This window comes from Paeniglutamicibacter selenitireducens (genome assembly GCF_051550675.1).
Classification (GTDB): Bacteria; Actinomycetota; Actinomycetes; order Actinomycetales; family Micrococcaceae; genus Paeniglutamicibacter.
The window spans coordinates 109,117-128,013 of the sequence record NZ_JBPULF010000003.1; the positions used below are offsets into that span (position 1 = coordinate 109,117).

An 18,897-nucleotide genomic window follows, 5' to 3' on the forward strand; every position below is an offset into this window, starting at 1 on the left:
GCCCCCAAGGAGGGGCGCACCCGGGCATAAAAAAGGGAGCCGTGTTAGCTGCGGTTCCCGGTGACTGCGTGGTGTGTGGACCCGAACTCCAAGCCAAGGTCCAAATGCTGGCTTGGACTTGGAGTTCGGGACTCACCTAGAACGGCGGTTCGGAAGGCCACCCGGTGTTCTGCGCGGCCGGTGCCGGCTGATTCCACGCATTCGGCGCGTTGCCTGTGGCCGGGGCCGCCGCCGGGGCGCCCCACGGATCCGGGGGAGTCCACGCACCCACCGAACCAGCCGACGACGGCGCCGGGGCCGCAGCGGAGTGCCAGCAGAGGTTCTTGCCGATGGCCTCGACCTTGAACTCCTCCGCATACTTCTTCGCCCCGGACTTGTCCTCGTACTCCCTGATATCGAGATACCCATAGACGACCACCGAGTCACCCTTATTGAGCCCCTCAGCCACGTTCTCGGCCAGCTTCATCCCGCCCTGGTTCCAGGCCTGGCAATTCCAGAACTTCCCCGGCGCCGTATCGAACTTGTTGGTGTCCCGGTTGAACCGGCGAGCATTCACCCGGACCGCGAAGTTCGCTACAGCACCACCAGATGGGGTGAATCGGAGTTCCGGATCCGCATGCATCGTTCCCACGAGGGTCAGATAGGTTTCGTTGGCCATGGTTACGCGGCCAGCTTTCCGTCGCTGATGGTCCAACCGAATTCACCGGACTCATCCACGAACTCTGCGAAGATCTGGAATCCCGCAGCGTCGCCCATGGCCTCGATGCGGGCCAGGCGTTCGGAGTCCAGGTCGTTGCCGTTGCGGACGATGATGACCTTCAACTCCGGATCGGAGGCAATGATCATTTCGACCATGGCTTCCGCATACTCCCCGGTCGATGCCTTCCGCAGCGGGCGCCCGTTCAGCAAGACGCCGTCCTCATCGAAGGACATACCCGTGGCCGGGAATATCGTGGCGGCCAGCCCGTCACGCTTCTTCTGGTCAATCGCTTTCAGCTTCTCGGTGGCCCGATCCACATCCCCGGTCACCAGGAGCAGCTGGAATTCGAGGTCGGCCTTTTCCTTGGCCACACGGACCATGGCGTTGGTGTCCTCCGAGGTGGACATCCGGTAGTGCAGGTTGTCCAAGTCGGGTATCTGCTCGTGTGCGTCAACGATTGGCGCGAGTTTGCCGATGGCTTCGCGGACTTGGGCCAGCTGCTGCACCAGGGATGCTTCATGGTCGCGGGCCCGGGCCAACTGGTTTACCTCGCCAGCCTGCACGCGGGCTGTCTGTTCGGCGGCCCGGATCTCCTCGGCCAGCGCTGCCACACTGGTTTCCTCCGCCGGCAGATCCGCGGGGATCTCGAGGAACCTGGCGATCTGCGCGGTCAGCTCCTTCGCCTTGCGGCTGGCCTCAGTGCGCTGATCAAAGACTTCCTTGCGCTCCGCTTCCAGCTCGGCCGGCACGAACGGCATCTCGAGCATGTCCAGTAGCGTTTCCAGCTGCTTCTTATCCGGTAGGTCCAAGAACAGGCCGGTGTCGATGCCGATGGCGCTGATCATCCCGTCGATGGTCGCCTGCGGTACCGGCTTGCCGTCGGCGGCCTTCGCAGTCAACGTGCTCGACGCGTCCGGGTTGAATCGGCGGCGGGCGTGCATCCCGTTCGACAGCACCAGTTCAGTGGTGGCCTTGTCCGCGCCGTCATGCACAGGGGTGGGGAAGTCACGCTTGTTCTGGCCCAGCAAGGTGGCCACGATACCGTCCATAAAGGCGGTCTTGCCCTGACCGTTTCGGCCGCAGATGGCCACGAGGGTGCCGCGCGGGGCGATCTGCACATAGTTCAGGCGCTGGAAATTGGTCATCGTTGCTTCATCAATCGTCGTCATTCTCGGAATCCTTTTCGTTGATGGGTGGTTGATTAGGCCGCGGCCAGCGCGGGGGCTTGGGCATTCACCCAGGTGATGATGTGGGCCGGCGCGCCCTTCTCGGCCAGATGCGCGGCATAGCTGGCCAGCGTGCCAGCGTCGGTGATCTTCTCGACGTTCGCCCGTACCGTCTCGGGGATAGCTTCCGAATCGATGACTTCACCGGTGGCCTGATCCGCGATCTGATCCGCGAGGGCAGCAGGTACTTCGGCGTCCTGCGGGGCTGAATGGATGACGTCCGGGGCCACCGGCGCCGGGGTCTTCGGGCGGGGCCGGCCGACCCGGCGCGTGGCGGGCTTCTCCGCAGCGGGCGCCTGTGCCGGCTTCTCGCCCATGTCTTCCAGTTCGATTTCTTCGGCGCTGTACGCGGCCACACCGGTGAGTACGTCGGGTGCGATCACGCGGCAGGCTTCGGCCAGGGCCTTGGCCGTGAGCATGCCGATCGGGTCGGTCTGGTACTTCTTGTTGTTGGTGTACCCGGCGAGCTTGGCGCGGTCGATGGTCCACGTGAATTCCTGCCACCGGTCGGAACCTCGGCGGCGGGCCTGTACGGTCACGCTGTCCGTGGTCGCATTCGTGCGGATGACCTCGTGCCCTTCACGCATGACCAGGGCGGCCATCGTCCGGGCATACAAGGCAGGGCGTCCGTGCACGACGAAGATGTTGGACAGGGCGTTCATCGGGTCCAAGCCGAGGGACTTGCCGGTGAGAATCGCGGCGGCGGCCGCGTCCGGCTTGCCGCGGAAGTCGGCCGGCACGAACTCCGTACCGCACAGGGCGGTGCCGAGGGCGTGGGCCGCAGAGAGTTCGGCGGCCCATTCCTGCAGCTGCACGGTTCCCGCGGTCTGCGTGAACGAGGTCGACGGGGCGAGAGTGCCGGCGGCGGCGGGGGTAATGGCCAGTTCGGTCATGATCAGGCTGCTTTCAATTCGTGGGTGGGTGCGACGAGGGGTTCGGTGATGTACCCCTCGCGCTGCTTGTTGGTCTTGTGGATGTACGCCGCGGTCAGGAACTCCTGGAACTGCGCATCAATCTGTTCGGGGGAGTCGGCCAGCTGGTAAAGGCTGGTGCCCAGCGGCTTGCCCTCGTACCGCGCATTTAGGCCTTCCCGGTCCATTGGCGTCACGTGGGCCACGTAGGTGGCGGCAACGTTGGGCAGCGGGTGCTCGTCACCGAGCAGGCCGTGGAATTCTGCCCGGGAATATGCGGCGTTCTGCAGCGCGGTCTCTCCGTAGACGGACTTCGAGGTCTTGAGGTCGATCATGACCGGCATGCCGCCGGCCAGGAACGGGCTCGTGCAGATCATGTCCAGCGTCCCCGCGTACCAGTGGGTCCGATTCCCTACGCTCACCTCTGTGTGAAGGACGGTGATCTGCCAGGCCTCGAGGAACGCCACGTAGCCTTCGATGAATCCGGCCAGGTCCTCCGGTACGTCGATCTCGCCGTGGTTGGCGACGATTTCGGCGTAGTGGTGGACCTCGGTGCCGCGCTCACCTGCGGAGTCGCGTTCCTTGGTCGGGATCGACTTGAGTTCCCGGACCGCGTGGTCCCGGTCGCCGGCCAACAGGCTGTCGAGCTCGGTGCGGTTGTTCGGGTTGGTGACCCATTCGGCAACCACCCGCGGTGCCCAGGCGATCAGTGCGGGCTTCGGGATGCCGCCGCCAATCAGCGTGGTGACGCCGGTGACTGGCTTGCCGTCCAGCTGGTAACGGTGGCCGTTGTGGGTGAACTTCAAACCGTGTGCGGGGGTCTTGGTCTTGGTGCTCATGCTGCTTGGTCCTGTTCTCCGTGGATGGGGCATTCTGGGTCTGGGTTGGTGAGTCCTGCCTTGCGCTCCCATTCCGGGCAGTTGCCGGACGGGCAGGAACAGGGCTCGAGGTTGAAGTGAGGGATCCGGATTTCGGTGCGAAGCGGGGCCTCCGGCTCAGGGGAGGGGGCCGGGTCCGGGCGGACCGCGAACCAGGCCGCCACGAGCCCGATGACGAGCAGCAGAAGGTGCAGGCCGTTGAAATGCGGTTCCATGAACGCGTCCACGAGGCTCATGCCGCCACCCGACCCGCACTGTCCGGGGCTTCGAGGACCTGCCGGGCCCTCAGCCTCAGCATGTCCACCTCGGCCGCTTCCCGCTCCGGCCGGGTATTCGTCGTCCCATCCCGGGTAACCTGCACCAGCTGCGGGTCGTTGTCCTGGACCCGGGCCAGCACCTCGAGCTGGTCAATCACATCCTCGAGCAGACCCGCCGGCAGATACCGGTCCAGGCGGCGCTCCATCTCCCGGTGGAAACGGTCAAACTCCACATCGTTCGCCGTACCGTACTCACGGTGGTAATCCCGGCAGTGGAAGATCAGCAGCTGCCGCTTCGCCTCGAAATCGTGCGGTTCAAGCACAACCATGACAGAATCCTTTCTGAATGAACTAGGTGATACTGGCTTGTTCGAAAGGGGTTTCGGGTTTGCTTTGGTCGGCACCCGGAACCCCACCTTTTTGCCACTCATGCGGCATCAGCCACCTGGGCCGGCGGCACCATCTGCCAGCCCTTCGGCAACATGATTCGAGAAATCGTCGCGCACTGCTCCGCCGACAACGGCGGCGCCTCATCAACCACCGACTTCACATACGCCTGGTACTCATCTGGGCTCACGACGCGCGCCGCTCGTTGTAGCGCTGCTCCAAGATCGGCAGAGCGGCCTTCAACGTCCCGTGCTCGGCAATGACCTTCTGGATATGCCGGCCCACCGCCGCAACACCGGGGGTGGTGAGCTTGAGGCTGTAGGCGACGTTCCCCTTGAACAGGGGTGCCTGGTGGTTCAGGGCCCGGAAGAAGTAGGGCTTCTTCGCTGCATACTCGGACCACAGGTGATCGTTGACGATGTCACCCTTGCTGTTCCGGCGCTTCTGCAACTCGTGGTAGATCCAGCCCGTGTAGACCAGCGCCCAGCGAAGCTCCATCTCGCCGACCATCAAGTCGGAGGCCACGGTGCGGAACAGGTGGTGGTCGTTCTCAGCAACCATGGTGTCCACGTAGTAGACCTTGCTGGCGTCCTGCTCGATCTTTGCCTCAAGGTCCCGGACCTTCGCCGTGGTGATCTGCAGCGCCTGCGCCACAATCTCATCCGGCGACAGGGCCCGGGCCGGCGCCTGCAACTTTGAGCGCCTCTCGACTTCGATGAAGTACTGGCGAGCCTGCTTGCCTTTCTCGGTGCGCTGGATCATCGACAATTCCTTGGCCATATCCAGGGAGATTGCCCAATTGCGAGCCGGGCGACCGCCGGAAGGGTTCTCGCCCTTTTGGGCGAAAACCTCCACGTAGTCCTCATGCTCCGTGAATCCGTAGTCGAACATCTGCTTTGCCCAGTTGGTGAAGTCCTTTGAAACTTCCAAGAACTGGTGCAGGTCGCGAAGGCTGACCGAAATGCTGCCCTCCTGCTTAGTGACGGGGATCAGTGCGTTGCTTGCAACTAGCTCGATAACGTTGCTCATTTTCGTTCCTTTCAGGCTGCGTGGTCATAGCAGCGCTTAGCTTCTAGGACAGTGGTTGGGCAGTTGAGTGCTTGTGCGATGATCCGCAGTTTCTCGGGAGTGGCGTTTCGTGTTCCGCCCAAGATTTCGTTGATCAGGCTTTTTGAGATGCCGGTTGCTTCGGCCAACTGTGCCTGCTTCATTCCGACTGCGTTCATGGCCCACTTCACTGCGTCTGGTGAGTGATTGAGCGGGGACATCCTGTGCCCCCTTCGTGTGGTTGCCATGGAATAAGACTAATGCGAACTAATGCGAACGTCAACATGTACGCACTCAAATTATGCGAACTACCGACTGACGTGCGAAGTCAGCGAACTACACGCTTGTAATTGCGAACTTTTCGGTAGTCTGGACTGGTTGACTTCGCAAAAGAAACCAAAGGACGCTAAGGCTATGACCCACGAAGCCCCGCCAGAAGGGCAACTAATTGCGAACGCACAGAAGCGTCTCGGCTTATCTGCGCGGAAAGCAGCGATGCTGGCCGGCATCTCCGACTCGCGCTGGCGTCACATCGTCAATGGCTACCAGCCTGTTGGACAGGGGCAGGTCATTCCGGTGCGCGCGCCCGCTGACACTCTGGCTCGAATGGCGCATGTTGTTGGCGTTAGCCCCAAGGAATTGGCCGAATCTGGCAGGGCGGATGCGGCGGAAGAGTTGCACCAGATGTTCCCTTCCGATCGTCCCAACCCTAAAGATGCTCGCTGGGTAAATTTGGCGCGGGCTGTTGAGCCGAGAATCGTAGAGCTTGGTTATAAATCGGCTGGGCAGTTCGCGCGAGCAAATAGCCTGAACCCCGAGTCGGTGGCCAAGGTAGTTGCTGGAGAGCCAGTTGGAAAACCTGCCTTCTATAGCGCCCTCGAGCGTCGTCTGGAATGGCAGCATGGTTCGGTCGCATCGGCGTGCCAAGCGGCGCCGCCGATTCGTATGGTGGGGTCTCCCGGGGGCGGGAATTCGCTGGAAAACGTTTCTAGCGCGGAGCTCTTGGCCGAAATTGCAAGGCGGCTATTGCCGGAGGCTGGATCTGGAGGAAGCGTTTCAGCTGCTGACCTGGATGACCCAGCGCACTGGGATCTGGCTGCGCACCCGCATATGGAAACCGAGCGCGAGAAATACGAACGCCTCCACGGCGACCGTGGAGAAGAAAACCAGGACACCGAATAAGCGACCTGCTCTATTCGGCCAATACAAGTAGGGGGAAATTATGGCCAAGACCAAATCGACCGGCATGACGCTCATGAAGGTTGCCGGCTGGATCTTCGGAGGATTCCTAGCGCTCTTCGTCATCCTGGCCATGGCCGGCAGCGGACTGCAGGGATGGCACATCGTCATGCTCATGGTCCTGGTAGCGCCGGTATGCGTCATCCTGGCGATCATTGGGCTGGTCCTGCACCTGAACCGCCCCAAAACACCAACCACAACCGAACAGCTGCAGTCGTAGCGAAGCCGGCACCTGAACACTAATCAAATCGCACCTCATTGGGGGAAACAATGAAACGCACACTCGCACTAATCGCCCTGACAGGGGTCGCCCTCACCGGATGTTCTTCCACTGATGTACCTTCGAAAGCAGCCAGCTCATCGCCAGCTCAGAGCACTCCATTGGCAAGTGCAGAGGGGGAGGCAATCGCCGCCGCTGCACCCGATGTGAAGGGCATGACGGTGGAGATGGCAGCGAAAGCGATCGATGAAGCCGGCCTGGAATGGAGCCTGCAGCCTTTGATCCCGGACGAGTACGAAGACCGCGGGTGGGAAGGCAATGAGGCAATGACGCGAGGCTTCGTCGTTGACTCTCAATCGCTACGAGCCGGAGATACGCCGTCTGAAAGCGTCGTTCTCATCTATGCGTCGCCTACCGAAGCGCAAATCTCGAATCTGCAGCCGTGGACAATCACTTGCTCTGACGACTCCTACAGTGATGACAGCATCGAAGATGTCCACACCGACTTGAAGTCCATCTGGGCGAGCAAAAACTTTGAAGAATATAGAAGCTGTGATGTGGAATTCACTGGTACGGAATGGAATCCGACCAAGAAGGAAAAGCGCATTTCCAAGATTGTCAATGAGCACTTTAACGGCAAAGAAGATCCAGAACTTGCCTACGCCGACGCGATGGAAACTTGTGCAATCCCGGGCGCATCGGACTACGACGGCTCAGAAAGTTGGGAAGATACCCCAGGCCCATACCTCGAGGCGGCAGTGATCCTCTGCCCGGACGCTCCGTTCTACAAGCAGATGAAGAAATGGGCCGACGGCGAAATTTTCGAGTACGGCACCTATGAGGTGGGTACGGAAATTAAGCCGGGAACCTACCGAAGCCGCAAGAAAGTCAGCGACTGCTACTGGGCGCGGTTGACGCCCGGCGGCGACATTATCGCCAACAACTTCATTTCCTACGCCGCGTCTGGCGCCACGGTCACAGTGCGTAGTGGCGAAGTTCTTGAAGTAGACGAAGATTGCGGAACTTGGACTAAACAATAGTTTGAAGTCCTGCACGGTCAACTTGGCCGTGCAGGACTTTCTTTTTTGTGGGTGGGGGTTTGTAGGTTGGTTGAATGTTTGAGATTCCCGGTGGTGTGCGCGTCATATGGAAGCGGCCGCGCCCCGACCTGGTGGCTGCGTCGAACGGTGTTGACCGGATCTGGATCTGCCCATCCCTCAACCAAGTCGAGATGCGGTGCGCGCTGGCCCATGAGGTGCTGCATCTCGAAAACCGGCATGTGGGCTGCCAGCCCCCGGCTGTTGAGCAAGCGGTCCGTGACGAGGTCGCGCGCCGTCTCATACCCATCGACCTGCTGTGCACGGCCGCGGCCTGGACACGCTCCCGGGTCGAACTCTGCGAAGAGCTCCACATCACCGACCTCGTCCTCCTGGACCGGCTCCGCACCCTCACCGACGCCGAGCTCGCACAGCTGCGGGAAGCCACCGCGCACGACCACGCCTAACACCCACCGAGTACCGGCGTGAGCCCCGGCAAGAACCACCCCACCGGCAACACCTGGCGCCGCGCCCCCGTGGAACTACCGGGCAAAGGGTGGGAAGAAACCTCTACCGTGATTGACGGTAAGGAAATCCGGCGGGGGAGTTCCCGACCCGACTGGGAACGCCTCATCATCGGCATCAACTCCGAAGAACTCTGGATCCGCCGCCGAGTCGCCCGCTGGGACCTCAACGACTGGCTGCTGCCCATCGACGACCTGATCCGCGCCAAGCGTTATGCCGAGGCCCTCGACGTCCTCCAAGACATCACCAAGACCTGCGTCAGCCTGAAACAGTACGACAACCGGGAACCGCAGGCGTACTGGGCCGAGAAACTCGCCACCGTCCACCAACGCCTCCGCAACAAGCCAGCCGCCGCCGCGGTGCTCACCGACTGGCTGACCCACTGGCCAGACACCCGGTTCCGCACCAACCACGACGTCGAACGCGTCACGCGCCGTCTTGCCGCCATTCAACCTTGATGTACTTCGGGTCAAAGAACCGCGACGCTTTCCGGTTCGTCGGCAGGAACGTCACCACCATCAGCGCATCAACCACAGCCTGCTTCTGGGCCCACGACAGCCCATCCCACGTGGCCCGAACATCCGGGGCCTCCACCAACGCCCTGAGCGCCGCGGGCTGCTGAGCACCAAATAGCTTCTTCTCCGCGTCCTCAAGACGTTTCCTGGTGAACGCCGTGGCCTCCCGGAACTGGGCCGCCGTCATCGAATCATCAGCCAGCATGGCAGCATACTCGGCGAGCTTTTCCCGGAGCCCCGCAATTTGCTGGTGCAAGTCTGTAGCGTCCGGCCGCTCCCCAATGTTCAGGAAGTTCTTGGCATCAGGACGGGCCAACCTGGCAAAGACCAAGTGCGTGATGTAGTCGTCGCAATAGTTTGCCCGGCGGCCCATGTGGTGCTTGACCCGACACTTGTACACCGTGTGTTTCTGCGATCCGTCGCTGCTCCTCACCATGCCGGCACCCATCTTGGCGTGGACGCCCTCAGCCGAGCAGATGCCACACAGTGCCAGCCCCGATAACAACCACCGCCCCTGATTCGAAACCGCACGACGGCGCGCCGGACTGGTCAGAACCGCCTTCGCAGCAGCGAAAGTGTCCTCGCTGACGATAGGCGTGAAAGCATCCCGCTTGACGATCTCACCCTTGTAAACGCTGGCACCCATGTTCCTCTCACGCAAAAGAATCGTCCGGAACGTAACGGTGCCGAAGGGCTTGCCGCGCGAGCTTCTGAGGCCCTGGCTGTTCCAGGATTGCGCGATTTCATTGAGCCCTTTTCCGGAGAGGAAGTCATCGTAGGCTTGCGCGATCGCGGGGGCCTCGACCGGGTGCGGCGTGGTGCCGTCGGCGAGGTAGCCGAAGGGGCGGCCGCCGCCGCGCCACCTGCCCTGTTCCGCGGCCTGCTGGTGGGCACGGGTGATGCGGTCAGACTTGTGCGCGGACTCGTACCGGGCGATCTGACCGAGCATGCCGGCACGCAGCATGCCCTCCGGGGTGGCGAGTTCGACCTCACCGCCCTTGACCGTGTGGGTGCGGACCCCTTGGGCCTGGCAGACGTGGATGTACTCCTCGAGCTCGATGGGGCGCCGGTGCAGGCGGTCGGCATGCCAGGCAATCACGCCGTCGAAGGTGCCGTCTCGGAGTCCATCAAGGAGTTGCTCATAGCCGGGGCGTTTGCGGCCACTGTATGCAGAACGGTCGTTCTCGACGATGATCTGTGCAATAGTCCAACCGAGGGATTTGGCGAGCCTTTCGCAGTCGGTTTGCTGCCTGATGACGCCGAGGCCCTCACCGGCCTTGTCGTCGCTGATGCGGCAGTAAATCACTGCTTTGGTAGCGCTCGGAGGGGTAATCATGTGAATAGCGTACAAGCAAAGTCAGGCCTGCCCGGGCTGAGTACAATCCACGCGAACAGCGCCCACGACGCCGTCACCAAGCTGTGCACGTTGCCGCTGCTGGCCGGGGAGAACATCTCCTCCGCGTTCGTGGTGCCGACCGTTGCGGCCTGCATCGACCTGGTGGTCCACTGCCGGCGCGATCCCTCCGGGCGACGCCACGTGGGGGAGATCCTGGGCCTGGGCCGCCGGGTGGAGAACGGCGCCATCGAAACCACGACGCTCTTCGAGGCCGTCGACGGGGTGCTGCAGCTGCAGCCGGCCGCGGACCTGGCCCACCAGAAGCTGCTGGATGCCGGGATCGACGTTGCCGAACTCGGGCGGGCCGTGGCATGAGCTTGCTGCTGGGACTCACCCTGGGCTGCGGGCTGCTGCTCATCTACCGTTCCTTCACCCCGCCGAAGCAACGCACGGGCAGGGTGCGCCCCTCGAGGGTCGAGACCATGCTGCTTCACGCCGGGATGGACAAAGTCACCCGCGCCGGCTTCATCTACGCCTCGGTCACCAGCGCCGTCCTCGTCGGGCTGACGGTGCTGGTGCTCACCGGGGCATTCATGATTGCGCTGACCTTCACCGGGTTCGGGGCGTTCGTGCCGTGGGCCATCGTGCACCGGCAGGCTGCCAAGCGAACCGCGGCGCTGCGCGAACAATGGCCCGACGTCGTCGACCACTTGCGCTCGGCCATCCGTGCCGGGTTGTCGCTGCCCGAGGCACTGACCCAGCTGGGCAAGCAGGGCCCAGAGGCGCTGCGCCCGGCGTTCACCGACTTCGGCCTCGATTACCGGGCCACGGCGCGCTTCGAGGAATCGCTGAACCGGCTGGCCGAGCGGCTGGCGGACCCTGTGGCGGACAAGATCGTCGCGGCCCTGCGGATCACCCGGGAGGTCGGCGGCACAGACCTGGGGGAGATGCTCGGCACGCTCAGCAGTTTCCTGCGCGATGCGGCGCGCACCCGCGGCGAGCTTGAGGCGCGGCAGTCCTGGACCGTCTCCGCCGCACGCCTGGCCGTTGCGGCGCCCTGGGTCATCCTGTTGCTGCTGGCCGGGCAGCCCGCGGCCGTTGCCGCCTACTCCACGGTGACGGGCACGCTGGTGCTGCTCACCGGCTTGGGCGTGTCCTTCGTCTGCTACAGGGCGATGATGCGCATTGGCCGGCTTCCGGCCGAGGAGCGGGTCTTCGCATGAGCGGCACGATGGTCCTCGCACTGGTCCTGGGGCTCTGCCTGGGCAGCGGCCTCTGGCTGGTGCTGGTCAGGCTGCCGGCCATGCGACCGCTCAGCTTCGCCGACCGCATGGCCCCGCACCTGCGTACCGGGCGCACCAGCTCCCGCAGCTTCGGCGAACCGCTCGCGGCACAGGCGCCGTTCGGGCCGCTGGGCAGGATCCTGGGTCCGGCGCTCGCCGACCTCGCCCGTTTCACGCACCGGCTCAACCCCGGCAACGAGGCGCTGACGCGCAGGCTGGCCCGCGCCGGGCTCTCGATCGGCGTTCTGGACTTCCGCTCCCAGCAGCTGCTCTGGTCCGCCGGGATGATGCTTGCGGGTGCCGCGTTTATCGGCATCAACCTCGCCAACGGGGCGTTCAACCCGGTGCTGGCGCTGGTGGTGCTGGGATTCTGCGCACTCGGTGGCTACCTGTTGCGCGACTGGTACCTGGGCGAGCAGATCGCTCGGCGCAGCAAACGCATCCTGAACCAGTTCCCGACGATCGCCGAGCTGATGGCGCTGGCGGTCGGGGCGGGGGAAGGCACCACCGGGGCCATCGAACGGGTGGCGAGGACCTCCAAGGGTGCACTGAGCGACGAATTCTCGATGGTGCTGGCCGACGTGCGCTCCGGTTCCACGCTGCTTGCGGCGCTCGCGGCGATGTCCGACCGCATCCAGCTCACCGCCATGACCCGATTCGTCGACGCCATCACCGTCGCCTCCGAGCGCGGCACGCCGATCGCCCAGGTCATGCGTGCCCAGGCGCAGGACGTGCGCGACGCCGCAAAGCGCGAGCTGATGGAGACCGCAGGCAAGAAGGAGATCGGGATGATGGTGCCGATCGTCTTCGGCATCCTGCCGCTGACTATCGTCTTTGCGGTGTATCCCGGGCTGTCGCTGATTGATATGAGCTACTGATGCACACCATCCACTTCACCCTTCGCCGCAGCCCCGACCCCCGGGCGCAGGGAGCAACACCGGGTCAAACCTACGGAGGAACCGTCATGGGAATCGCACACAGGATTTGCTGCTTGATGCTCGGCATGGGCTTGTGGGTCGCCGCCCGCACCGGTGCCCTGGCCCGGCGGGTGAGGGAAGACGAGCGCGGCGACGTCCCCGGGTGGGTCATGATCACCTTGATGAGCGCCCTGCTGGTCGCCGCCCTGCTGGCCATCGCGGGTCCGCGCTTGCAGGAACTGTTCAACCAGGCGATCGACAGCGTCTCGGGCCTGGGCTAGAGCGGCAGCGGTCCGGACCATGTCCCCGCCCCTGCCCGCACCAATCCCGGCGCATGACCCGCGCTGCGCCCCCGCAGCCAAGCGCCGCCGCGACGCCAACGAACGGGGTTCCGCGGTGGCCGAGTTCGTCATGGTCAGCGCACTGCTGCTGGCCGTCTTCCTGGGCGTTCTGCAGCTGGCGTTGGCACTGCACGTGCGCAACACCCTGATGGACGCCGCAGCGTCCGGGGCCAGGTATGGCACGCTGGCCGACCGCGGCCCGGCCGACGGTGTGCAACGCACCAAGGAACTGATCTCCGGGGCGCTGAACGACGGGTTCGCCGGGGACGTCGAGGCACGCTCCGTCCAGATCGGCGGGCGCCCGGGCCTTGTCATAACGGTCCGCGCCGGGATCCCGCTGATCGGCATGATCCAAGGAATCGGGCAGTTTGAGGTGCACGGGGAATCGGTGCGATATGGGTAGTCGCATCGAAGACGCAGCCCCCGAGTCCTGCCCCGGGCCTTGCCCCGAAACCGGCAGCGAGGTCGGCTCTGCGGTGATCGAGTTCGTTTTCCTGGTGGTGCTGCTCCTGGTGCCGCTGGTGTACCTGGTGGTGGGGGCCGCCCAGCTGCAGTCGGCGACCTACGCGGCGGTGGGGGCGGCCGACCACGGCGCCAAGGTCTTTGTCACGGCGGACACCGAGGCGCAGGCCGGGGAACGCGTGGCCGATGCGGTGGGCCGCGCGGCGGCGAACATGGGGATCGACAGGCCCCGGGCGAACTTCAGTTACAGCTGCAGCGGGGAATGCCTGTCCCCTGGAAGCACCGTCACGGTGCGCGTCTCGATCGACACCGTGCTGCCCCTGCTGCCCCAGGGATGGAACTGGCGCACCGGCGCCGTCAGCTCAAGCACCACCCACCGGGTTGACCGCTATGGGTAGCCGAGGCCCGCGCCCCGGAACCCGGCGGCCGGGCGAGACGGAGTCGGGCCAGACGATCATCCTGGTCATCGGGATGGTTGCGCTCGCGCTGCTGACCATCAGCGTGGTGTTGGCCGCCACCGCCGTCAACGTCCAGGCCCGCAAGCTGCTCTCGGTGGCCGACGGCGCCGTCGCCGCCGCGGCCGACAACTTCGAACTCGATGCCACGGGGCAGTCCCAGGCCACGCTTCACCTGGATCCCGCCGAGGTCAGGTCGGCCGCGGCGAAGTACCTCGATGACATCGGCGCCGCGGCGGACTTCTCGGAACTGCACATCGTCTCGGCCGGCGTCCAGGGCGACGGGGTGACGGCGCAACTGCGGCTCGGGGCGGTGGTGCACCCTCCGCTCGTGGGCTGGGTGGTGCCGGCCGGCGTGGGCATCTCCGTGGAGTCCAAGGCGCGGACGCTGCTCTCCAGGTAGCCGCCCGGCGACGTCGGTCCTTCGGGGGAACGGGCGGCACGGTGCCTGCGCCGACCGAAACAACCCGCAATCGGCCCGGAGATGCCCCGCGGATGTCGTAGGCTGGAAGCACCATGGCTTCCACTGACTTCCCCGCAGAAATCCGCGCACTGCGCTCCACCTACGCCTCGATCGAAGAGGTGTCCGATGTTCCGCGCATTCGCGCCGACATTGCGATGCTCTCCGAGGAAGCCGGAGCACCGAATCTCTGGGACAACCCGGCCGCCGCCCAGGTCGTGACATCCAAGCTCTCGCACCGCCAGTCGGAACTCGAGCGGCTGACCACCATCGCCACGCGCATCGACGACCTCGAGGTGCTTGTCGAGCTCGCCGAGATGGAGGACGACGAGGATTCCCTGAGCGAGGCCCAAGCCGAACTCGCCGCGGTGCGCAAGGCGCTCGCCGACCTCGAGGTAGTCACCCTGCTCTCGGGCGAGTTCGATGCGCGGGAGGCCGTTGTCACGATCCGCGCCGGCGCCGGCGGCGTGGATGCCGCGGACTTCGCCGAGATGCTCATGCGCATGTACCTCCGCTGGGCGGAGAAGCACGGCTACCCGACCCGCGTCATGGACACGTCCTACGCGGAAGAAGCCGGACTGAAGTCGGCAACCTTCGAGGTCAACGCACCCTACGCCTTCGGCACGCTGTCGGTGGAGGCCGGTACCCACCGCCTGGTGCGCATTTCGCCCTTCGACAACCAGGGGCGCCGCCAGACTTCCTTCGCCGCGGTCGAGGTCATTCCGCTCATCGAACAGACCGACTCCATCGAGATCCCGGAAAACGAGATCCGAGTCGACGTGTTCCGTTCCTCGGGCCCGGGTGGCCAGTCGGTGAACACCACCGACTCCGCGGTCCGCATGACCCACATCCCCACGGGAATCGTGGTGTCGATGCAGAACGAAAAGTCGCAGATCCAGAACCGCGCGGCCGCACTGCGCGTGCTGCAGTCCCGCTTGATGCTCGTGAAGAAGGCCGAGCAGGACGCGCAGAAGAAGGAACTGGCCGGAGACGTGAAGGCCTCGTGGGGCGACCAGATGCGCTCCTACGTGCTGAACCCGTACCAGATGGTCAAGGACCTGCGCACCGAGCACGAGGTCGGAAACACCTCCGCGGTGCTTGACGGCGAGATCGACGACTTCATCGATGCGGGCATCCGCTGGCGTGCCACCCAGCGGCGCCCCGTCACCTCGTAGCCACCCCGCGGCAGGGCCGCGATCCGGGGCGAAGCCCCCGCCGGCATCCGTACCGGCGGGGGCTTCGCCGTGCCGGACCGGGTTTGGCGGAGGGGTTCGGAGTGTCCTGCGAGGAGATTCACAGTTTCGGGACACGCCCGCCGCGAGCGCCGTGCAGCCGCCACCGTGCGGATAGAGTTCAAGGGCTGGCCTTGAATCTCCCTATTAAACAAAAGTCCCGTTCCCTGGATCCTTCTGCCGGCGGTCCGACGGGCAGAGCTGTGATGATTAGATTCGAAAACGTCACGATGGTCTACGACCAGAAGTCGCGTCCAGGCTTGGACAACATCAGCATCGAGATCGATCGCGGCGACTTCGCGTTCCTGGTCGGCGCCTCGGGGTCCGGCAAGTCGACGTTCCTGAGCCTGGTGCTGCGGGAACTCGTCGCGACCAGCGGGTCGGTCCATGTCGCCGGCCAGAATGTTGCGCGCATCCCCTCGTGGCGCGTGCCCAAGCTGCGCCGCGGCATCGGCGTCGTCTTCCAGGATTTCCGCCTGCTGCCGCAGAAGAACGTTTTCGACAACGTCGCCTTCGCCATGCAGGTCATCGGTGAGCACCGGAACACGATCCGCGAGCACGTCCCCGAGGTCCTGAAAATGGTGGGCCTGGAGGGCAAGGAAAAGCGCAAGCCGCACGAGCTTTCCGGTGGCGAGCAGCAGCGCGTCGCCATTGCCCGCGCGATCGCCAACAAACCCGCGATCCTGCTCGCCGACGAACCCACAGGCAACCTCGACCCGGCAACCAGCGTCGGCATCATGAACGTGCTGGACCGGATCAACCAGAACGGCACCACCGTCCTGATGGCCACGCACGACGATGGAATCGTGAACTCCATGCGCCGACGCGTGATCGAGCTTTCCGCCGGCAAGGTCCTGCGCGACGAGACCGCCGGTGAATACACCTCCATGATCCCGGTGATCAACCAGGACGGAACGCGGGAACTGCGCGTCGCCGAGCCCGCGGAGCAGGGCAAGGGCGCACCGGCAAGTCAGGCATTCGCCCCGTTCGACACAGAGGATGACATGCCATGAGGCTCGGATTTATTCTTGGCGAAGTAGGCTACGGCCTGCGGCGCAACCTTTCCATGGTGATTTCCGTCGTGCTGGTCACCTTCGTTTCGCTGACGTTCGTGGGCGCCGCCGCCCTGCTGCAGATGCAGATCACTCAGATGAAGGGCTACTGGTACGACAAGGTCCAGGTCGCGGTCTTCCTCTGCGGCGAGGACTACGGATCGGCAACCTGTGCCGACGGCCCGGTGACCGATGCACAGCGCAGCGACATCCAGGCCATGCTCGAATCCGACGCGGTCAAGCCATACGTGGCCAGCTACGAGTACGAGTCCAAGGACCAGGCTCTGGAGCACTTCCGCCAGCAGTTTGAAAACTCCGCAATCGTGGATACCGTCACCGCCGACCAGCTTCCCGAATCGTTCCGGGTCTCGATGGTCGATCCCGAGAAATACGACGTGATCAACGAGCTCTTCTCCTCCATGAAGGGCGTTGACGTCGTGATCGACCAACGCGAGCTGCTCGAGGAGATCTTCTCGATCATCAACATCGCTTCCGTCGTCGCCATAGGCATTGCCAGCGTGATGATCGTTTGTGCGGTGCTCCTGGTCGGCACGACGATCCGGCTCTCGGCGTTCACACGCAGGCGTGAAACAGGGATCATGCGACTGGTTGGCGCCTCGAAGGCATCGATCCAGCTGCCCTTCGTGATGGAGGGTGTCATCGCCGGCCTCCTGGGCGCCCTGTTGGCATCGGGCGTGCTGTGGGGCATGGCCAAGTTCTTCATCGACGGCAAGCTCGCCAAGGCGTATCCGGACACGGCATTCATCTCCACAGGTGAGGTATTCATGGTCGCACCGGCGTTGATCCTACTCGGCATCGTTTTAGCTGGTGTATCGTCGATCGTGACCTTACGGCGCTACTTGAAGGTTTAGTGCGTCGTATTTTCATGTTTGTCACTAAGAATCACCCGGGACAAAGGAAATCTATGTTGGCCAAGGCTGTTTGGGTTCGGATCGCACGTGCAGGAACCGTAGGTGCAATTTCGGCCGCGCTGTTGGTCTCCGGCGGGGTTGGCGCATATTCCGACGAGCTCGACGATCGCAAGGTCGAGATCCAGCAGAACATCGACGACCTTTCCGAAGACATGGAATTCCTTGACGCCGACATCAAGCAGGCCGATGCCGAGCTTCGCGGCTACCAGGCCCAGCTGCCCGACGCCCGGTTGGCATTGGCCGACGCCCAGGGGCGTGTGCAACGCGCGTCCGAAGAGGTTGCCGACCTTGAGCGAAGGCTTCAGGCCGCCCGTGAAACGCGTGACCAGCTCAACGTGAAAATGGCCGAAGACAAGGCAAAGCTCGAGGAAACCAAGAAGCTCATCGGCCAGATCGCCACCCAGGCGTACAAGCGTGGAGGTGTTTCCTCGGACCTGACCCTGATGCTCAACGTGAGTTCCTCGGGCAACCTCGCCACGGGCATGGACCTGGCCGACCAAGCAATGCGTTCCCAGAATGCGGCATTGGATTCCCTGAGCCAGCAATCGGCAACCGATGCGAATGCGAAATTGCGCCTGGCAGCCGTTGAGAAGGAGATCGCAGACTTCAAGGACCAAGCCGACGCCGCGTTGGCCCGCGAGGAAACCGCCCGCAACGAGGCCGAATCGAAAAAGGTCGAACTCGACGGGATCATTTCCAAGACCGAAGCGCTGAGCGCCGAATTGCTGGCCAAGCGCCCGCAGATCCAGGCAAAGCTGAGGGCGGAGGAAGCCGCCGACGCCCAGAACAACGCTGCAATCAAGGAACGCCAGGAACGGCTCATCCGCGAGGCCGCGGAGAAGAAGCGCAAGGAAGAGGAAGCCGAACGCCAGCGCCGTGCCGAGGCCAAGGCAAAGTGGGAGCGTGAGGAAGCTGCGCGTGCGGAGAAAGCCAGGAAAGAGGCCGCCGCCGCGAAAAAACCGAACAAGTACGTGAAGCCGACGTACGTACCGCCCAAGGCCCAGGTGCCCCAGGCAGAGCGTAGTTCCTGGGGGTTGATCAAGCCCGTGAGCGGGGGTCGGCAGACCTCGAGCTTCGGGTGGCGCCCGACTCCCGCGGGAACCATCGACTACGGGGGACGCGGCGGCTACGTGCACGCCGGTGTTGACTGGGGGTTCGGTGGCCAGTGCGGTGCTCCGGTGCGGGCCGCCGCTGACGGCGAGGTCTGGTTCGCCGGCTGGGGCGGATCATCGGGCAACAAGGTCACAATCAGCCACGGCGTGGTTCGGGGCAAGGCCCTGGCAACGAACTACCACCACATGCAGAGCATCAACGTGCGGAACGGTCAAAACGTCAAGCAGGGCCAGGTCATCGGTTTTGTCGGCACCACGGGAAACTCCACAGGTTGCCACATGCACTTCGAGACGATCGTCAACGGCACGCCCGTGAACCCATTGGGACTTCTCTAGCGGTAAACTGTTCTTTCGCATACCGATGAAGTCTTAC

Annotated in this window: 25 protein-coding genes and 1 pseudogene; 16 read left to right on the forward strand and 10 right to left on the reverse strand. The window is 63.9% G+C overall.

The features are described from left to right. Positions 1-136: 136 nt before the first annotated feature. The 9 genes from ssb to ACSYDW_RS07265 form a co-directional block, all read right to left on the reverse strand. Complete coding sequence (gene ssb / locus ACSYDW_RS07225; RefSeq protein WP_438338054.1) at positions 137-658, reverse strand: single-stranded DNA-binding protein; 522 nt, start codon at positions 656-658, stop codon at positions 137-139. 2 nt (positions 659-660) lie between these two features. Further along, positions 661-1,869 carry an AAA family ATPase gene (locus ACSYDW_RS07230; RefSeq protein WP_438338055.1) on the reverse strand — a complete coding sequence of 403 codons (1,209 nt, stop codon included), beginning with the start codon at positions 1,867-1,869 and terminating at the stop codon, positions 661-663. Positions 1,870-1,901: 32 nt separating this feature from the next. Further along, positions 1,902-2,819, reverse strand: coding sequence for a hypothetical protein (locus ACSYDW_RS07235; protein WP_438338056.1), 918 nt, complete (start codon positions 2,817-2,819; stop codon positions 1,902-1,904). A gap of 2 nt (positions 2,820-2,821) precedes the next feature. Further along, a complete protein-coding gene (locus ACSYDW_RS07240) occupies positions 2,822-3,676 on the reverse strand; it encodes a hypothetical protein (RefSeq protein WP_438338057.1) in 855 nt (284 codons plus the stop codon). After that, positions 3,673-3,951, reverse strand: a complete 279-nt coding sequence (locus ACSYDW_RS07245; protein WP_438338058.1) for a hypothetical protein — start codon at positions 3,949-3,951, stop codon at positions 3,673-3,675. Before ACSYDW_RS07245 ends, ACSYDW_RS07240 begins: the two co-directional genes overlap by 4 nt. Then, positions 3,948-4,301, reverse strand: coding sequence for a hypothetical protein (locus tag ACSYDW_RS07250; protein WP_438338059.1), 354 nt, complete (start codon positions 4,299-4,301; stop codon positions 3,948-3,950). Before ACSYDW_RS07250 ends, ACSYDW_RS07245 begins: the two co-directional genes overlap by 4 nt. Before the next feature lie 98 nt (positions 4,302-4,399). Next, positions 4,400-4,549, reverse strand: a complete 150-nt coding sequence (locus tag ACSYDW_RS07255; RefSeq protein WP_438338060.1) for a hypothetical protein — start codon at positions 4,547-4,549, stop codon at positions 4,400-4,402. After that, entirely contained in the window at positions 4,546-5,388 is an 843-nt protein-coding gene (locus ACSYDW_RS07260; protein WP_438338061.1) for an antA/AntB antirepressor family protein, read from the reverse strand. The genes ACSYDW_RS07255 and ACSYDW_RS07260 overlap by 4 nt, the downstream gene beginning before the upstream one ends. 11 nt (positions 5,389-5,399) lie before the next feature. After that, positions 5,400-5,654: a helix-turn-helix domain-containing protein gene (locus ACSYDW_RS07265; RefSeq protein ID WP_438338062.1), complete on the reverse strand. Its 255-nt coding sequence runs from the start codon at positions 5,652-5,654 to the stop codon at positions 5,400-5,402. Positions 5,655-5,820: 166 nt separating this feature from the next. On the opposite strand from ACSYDW_RS07265, the gene ACSYDW_RS07270 reads away from it, so the two are divergent. The 5 genes from ACSYDW_RS07270 (at position 5,821) to ACSYDW_RS07290 (ending at position 8,885) form a co-directional block, all read left to right on the forward strand. Continuing rightward, positions 5,821-6,588 (forward strand): helix-turn-helix domain-containing protein, encoded by a 768-nt coding sequence (locus tag ACSYDW_RS07270; protein WP_438338063.1) that lies wholly within the window; start codon positions 5,821-5,823, stop codon positions 6,586-6,588. A gap of 40 nt (positions 6,589-6,628) precedes the next feature. Next, positions 6,629-6,865: a hypothetical protein gene (locus ACSYDW_RS07275; RefSeq protein ID WP_438338064.1), complete on the forward strand. Its 237-nt coding sequence runs from the start codon at positions 6,629-6,631 to the stop codon at positions 6,863-6,865. Between the two features lie 50 nt (positions 6,866-6,915). Next, the gene (locus ACSYDW_RS07280) at positions 6,916-7,905 is read left to right on the forward strand and encodes a PASTA domain-containing protein (RefSeq protein ID WP_438338065.1); all 990 of its coding nucleotides are present in this window, start codon (positions 6,916-6,918) and stop codon (positions 7,903-7,905) included. Between the two features lie 74 nt (positions 7,906-7,979). Beyond that, positions 7,980-8,369 carry an ImmA/IrrE family metallo-endopeptidase gene (locus ACSYDW_RS07285; RefSeq protein ID WP_438338066.1) on the forward strand — a complete coding sequence of 130 codons (390 nt, stop codon included), beginning with the start codon at positions 7,980-7,982 and terminating at the stop codon, positions 8,367-8,369. A gap of 108 nt (positions 8,370-8,477) precedes the next feature. Beyond that, positions 8,478-8,885: a tetratricopeptide repeat protein gene (locus ACSYDW_RS07290; RefSeq protein WP_438338067.1), complete on the forward strand. Its 408-nt coding sequence runs from the start codon at positions 8,478-8,480 to the stop codon at positions 8,883-8,885. Here the strand turns inward: ACSYDW_RS07290 and ACSYDW_RS07295 are convergent. Further along, entirely contained in the window at positions 8,854-10,278 is a 1,425-nt protein-coding gene (locus ACSYDW_RS07295) for a recombinase family protein (protein ID WP_438338068.1), read from the reverse strand. The two genes, ACSYDW_RS07290 and ACSYDW_RS07295, sit on opposite strands and share 32 nt — an antisense overlap. A gap of 9 nt (positions 10,279-10,287) precedes the next feature. On the opposite strand from ACSYDW_RS07295, the pseudogene ACSYDW_RS07300 reads away from it, so the two are divergent. The 11 genes and pseudogenes from ACSYDW_RS07300 to ACSYDW_RS07350 all read left to right on the forward strand — a co-directional run. Next, positions 10,288-10,653, forward strand: a pseudogene (locus ACSYDW_RS07300) (CpaF family protein); the annotation flags it as partial. Beyond that, complete coding sequence (locus ACSYDW_RS07305; protein ID WP_438338069.1) at positions 10,650-11,501, forward strand: type II secretion system F family protein; 852 nt, start codon at positions 10,650-10,652, stop codon at positions 11,499-11,501. The pseudogene ACSYDW_RS07300 and the gene ACSYDW_RS07305, both read left to right, overlap by 4 nt. Continuing rightward, positions 11,498-12,439: a type II secretion system F family protein gene (locus ACSYDW_RS07310; protein ID WP_438338070.1), complete on the forward strand. Its 942-nt coding sequence runs from the start codon at positions 11,498-11,500 to the stop codon at positions 12,437-12,439. Before ACSYDW_RS07305 ends, ACSYDW_RS07310 begins: the two co-directional genes overlap by 4 nt. Before the next feature lie 125 nt (positions 12,440-12,564). Continuing rightward, on the forward strand, positions 12,565-12,759 hold the full coding sequence (locus ACSYDW_RS07315) for a hypothetical protein (protein ID WP_438338381.1): 195 nt from the start codon (positions 12,565-12,567) through the stop codon (positions 12,757-12,759). A gap of 19 nt (positions 12,760-12,778) precedes the next feature. After that, positions 12,779-13,222: a TadE family protein gene (locus tag ACSYDW_RS07320; RefSeq protein WP_438338071.1), complete on the forward strand. Its 444-nt coding sequence runs from the start codon at positions 12,779-12,781 to the stop codon at positions 13,220-13,222. Beyond that, on the forward strand, positions 13,215-13,679 hold the full coding sequence (locus tag ACSYDW_RS07325; RefSeq protein ID WP_438338072.1) for a hypothetical protein: 465 nt from the start codon (positions 13,215-13,217) through the stop codon (positions 13,677-13,679). Before ACSYDW_RS07320 ends, ACSYDW_RS07325 begins: the two co-directional genes overlap by 8 nt. Continuing rightward, a complete protein-coding gene (locus ACSYDW_RS07330; protein WP_438338073.1) occupies positions 13,672-14,139 on the forward strand; it encodes a pilus assembly protein TadG-related protein in 468 nt (155 codons plus the stop codon). The genes ACSYDW_RS07325 and ACSYDW_RS07330 overlap by 8 nt, the downstream gene beginning before the upstream one ends. A 113-nt stretch (positions 14,140-14,252) precedes the next feature. Beyond that, positions 14,253-15,371 (forward strand): peptide chain release factor 2, encoded by a 1,119-nt coding sequence (prfB, locus tag ACSYDW_RS07335; protein ID WP_438338074.1) that lies wholly within the window; start codon positions 14,253-14,255, stop codon positions 15,369-15,371. Positions 15,372-15,634: 263 nt separating this feature from the next. Continuing rightward, a complete protein-coding gene (gene ftsE, locus ACSYDW_RS07340; protein WP_438338075.1) occupies positions 15,635-16,441 on the forward strand; it encodes a cell division ATP-binding protein FtsE in 807 nt (268 codons plus the stop codon). Next, positions 16,438-17,352 (forward strand): permease-like cell division protein FtsX, encoded by a 915-nt coding sequence (ftsX, locus tag ACSYDW_RS07345; protein WP_438338076.1) that lies wholly within the window; start codon positions 16,438-16,440, stop codon positions 17,350-17,352. The genes ftsE and ftsX overlap by 4 nt, the downstream gene beginning before the upstream one ends. Before the next feature lie 53 nt (positions 17,353-17,405). After that, complete coding sequence (locus tag ACSYDW_RS07350) at positions 17,406-18,860, forward strand: peptidoglycan DD-metalloendopeptidase family protein (RefSeq protein WP_438338077.1); 1,455 nt, start codon at positions 17,406-17,408, stop codon at positions 18,858-18,860. Positions 18,861-18,897: the final 37 nt, after the last annotated feature.

What these genes read in the sequence shown, in the direction of transcription:
- ssb (WP_438338054.1), bottom strand. Translation starts at nt 658, where the DNA reads ATGGCCAACGAAACCTATCTGACCCTCGTGGGAACGATGCATGCGGAT.
- ACSYDW_RS07230 (WP_438338055.1), bottom strand. Translation starts at nt 1,869, where the DNA reads ATGACGACGATTGATGAAGCAACGATGACCAATTTCCAGCGCCTGAAC.
- ACSYDW_RS07235 (WP_438338056.1), bottom strand. Translation starts at nt 2,819, where the DNA reads ATGACCGAACTGGCCATTACCCCCGCCGCCGCCGGCACTCTCGCCCCG.
- ACSYDW_RS07240 (WP_438338057.1), bottom strand. Translation starts at nt 3,676, where the DNA reads ATGAGCACCAAGACCAAGACCCCCGCACACGGTTTGAAGTTCACCCAC.
- ACSYDW_RS07245 (WP_438338058.1), bottom strand. Translation starts at nt 3,951, where the DNA reads ATGAGCCTCGTGGACGCGTTCATGGAACCGCATTTCAACGGCCTGCAC.
- ACSYDW_RS07250 (WP_438338059.1), bottom strand. Translation starts at nt 4,301, where the DNA reads ATGGTTGTGCTTGAACCGCACGATTTCGAGGCGAAGCGGCAGCTGCTG.
- ACSYDW_RS07260 (WP_438338061.1), bottom strand. Translation starts at nt 5,388, where the DNA reads ATGAGCAACGTTATCGAGCTAGTTGCAAGCAACGCACTGATCCCCGTC.
- ACSYDW_RS07265 (WP_438338062.1), bottom strand. Translation starts at nt 5,654, where the DNA reads ATGGCAACCACACGAAGGGGGCACAGGATGTCCCCGCTCAATCACTCA.
- ACSYDW_RS07270 (WP_438338063.1), top strand. Translation starts at nt 5,821, where the DNA reads ATGACCCACGAAGCCCCGCCAGAAGGGCAACTAATTGCGAACGCACAG.
- ACSYDW_RS07275 (WP_438338064.1), top strand. Translation starts at nt 6,629, where the DNA reads ATGGCCAAGACCAAATCGACCGGCATGACGCTCATGAAGGTTGCCGGC.
- ACSYDW_RS07280 (WP_438338065.1), top strand. Translation starts at nt 6,916, where the DNA reads ATGAAACGCACACTCGCACTAATCGCCCTGACAGGGGTCGCCCTCACC.
- ACSYDW_RS07285 (WP_438338066.1), top strand. Translation starts at nt 7,980, where the DNA reads ATGTTTGAGATTCCCGGTGGTGTGCGCGTCATATGGAAGCGGCCGCGC.
- ACSYDW_RS07295 (WP_438338068.1), bottom strand. Translation starts at nt 10,278, where the DNA reads ATGATTACCCCTCCGAGCGCTACCAAAGCAGTGATTTACTGCCGCATC.
- ACSYDW_RS07305 (WP_438338069.1), top strand. Translation starts at nt 10,650, where the DNA reads ATGAGCTTGCTGCTGGGACTCACCCTGGGCTGCGGGCTGCTGCTCATC.
- ACSYDW_RS07310 (WP_438338070.1), top strand. Translation starts at nt 11,498, where the DNA reads ATGAGCGGCACGATGGTCCTCGCACTGGTCCTGGGGCTCTGCCTGGGC.
- ACSYDW_RS07315 (WP_438338381.1), top strand. Translation starts at nt 12,565, where the DNA reads ATGGGCTTGTGGGTCGCCGCCCGCACCGGTGCCCTGGCCCGGCGGGTG.
- ACSYDW_RS07320 (WP_438338071.1), top strand. Translation starts at nt 12,779, where the DNA reads ATGTCCCCGCCCCTGCCCGCACCAATCCCGGCGCATGACCCGCGCTGC.
- ACSYDW_RS07325 (WP_438338072.1), top strand. Translation starts at nt 13,215, where the DNA reads ATGGGTAGTCGCATCGAAGACGCAGCCCCCGAGTCCTGCCCCGGGCCT.
- ACSYDW_RS07330 (WP_438338073.1), top strand. Translation starts at nt 13,672, where the DNA reads ATGGGTAGCCGAGGCCCGCGCCCCGGAACCCGGCGGCCGGGCGAGACG.
- prfB (WP_438338074.1), top strand. Translation starts at nt 14,253, where the DNA reads ATGGCTTCCACTGACTTCCCCGCAGAAATCCGCGCACTGCGCTCCACC.
- ftsE (WP_438338075.1), top strand. Translation starts at nt 15,635, where the DNA reads ATGATTAGATTCGAAAACGTCACGATGGTCTACGACCAGAAGTCGCGT.
- ftsX (WP_438338076.1), top strand. Translation starts at nt 16,438, where the DNA reads ATGAGGCTCGGATTTATTCTTGGCGAAGTAGGCTACGGCCTGCGGCGC.
- ACSYDW_RS07350 (WP_438338077.1), top strand. Translation starts at nt 17,406, where the DNA reads ATGTTGGCCAAGGCTGTTTGGGTTCGGATCGCACGTGCAGGAACCGTA.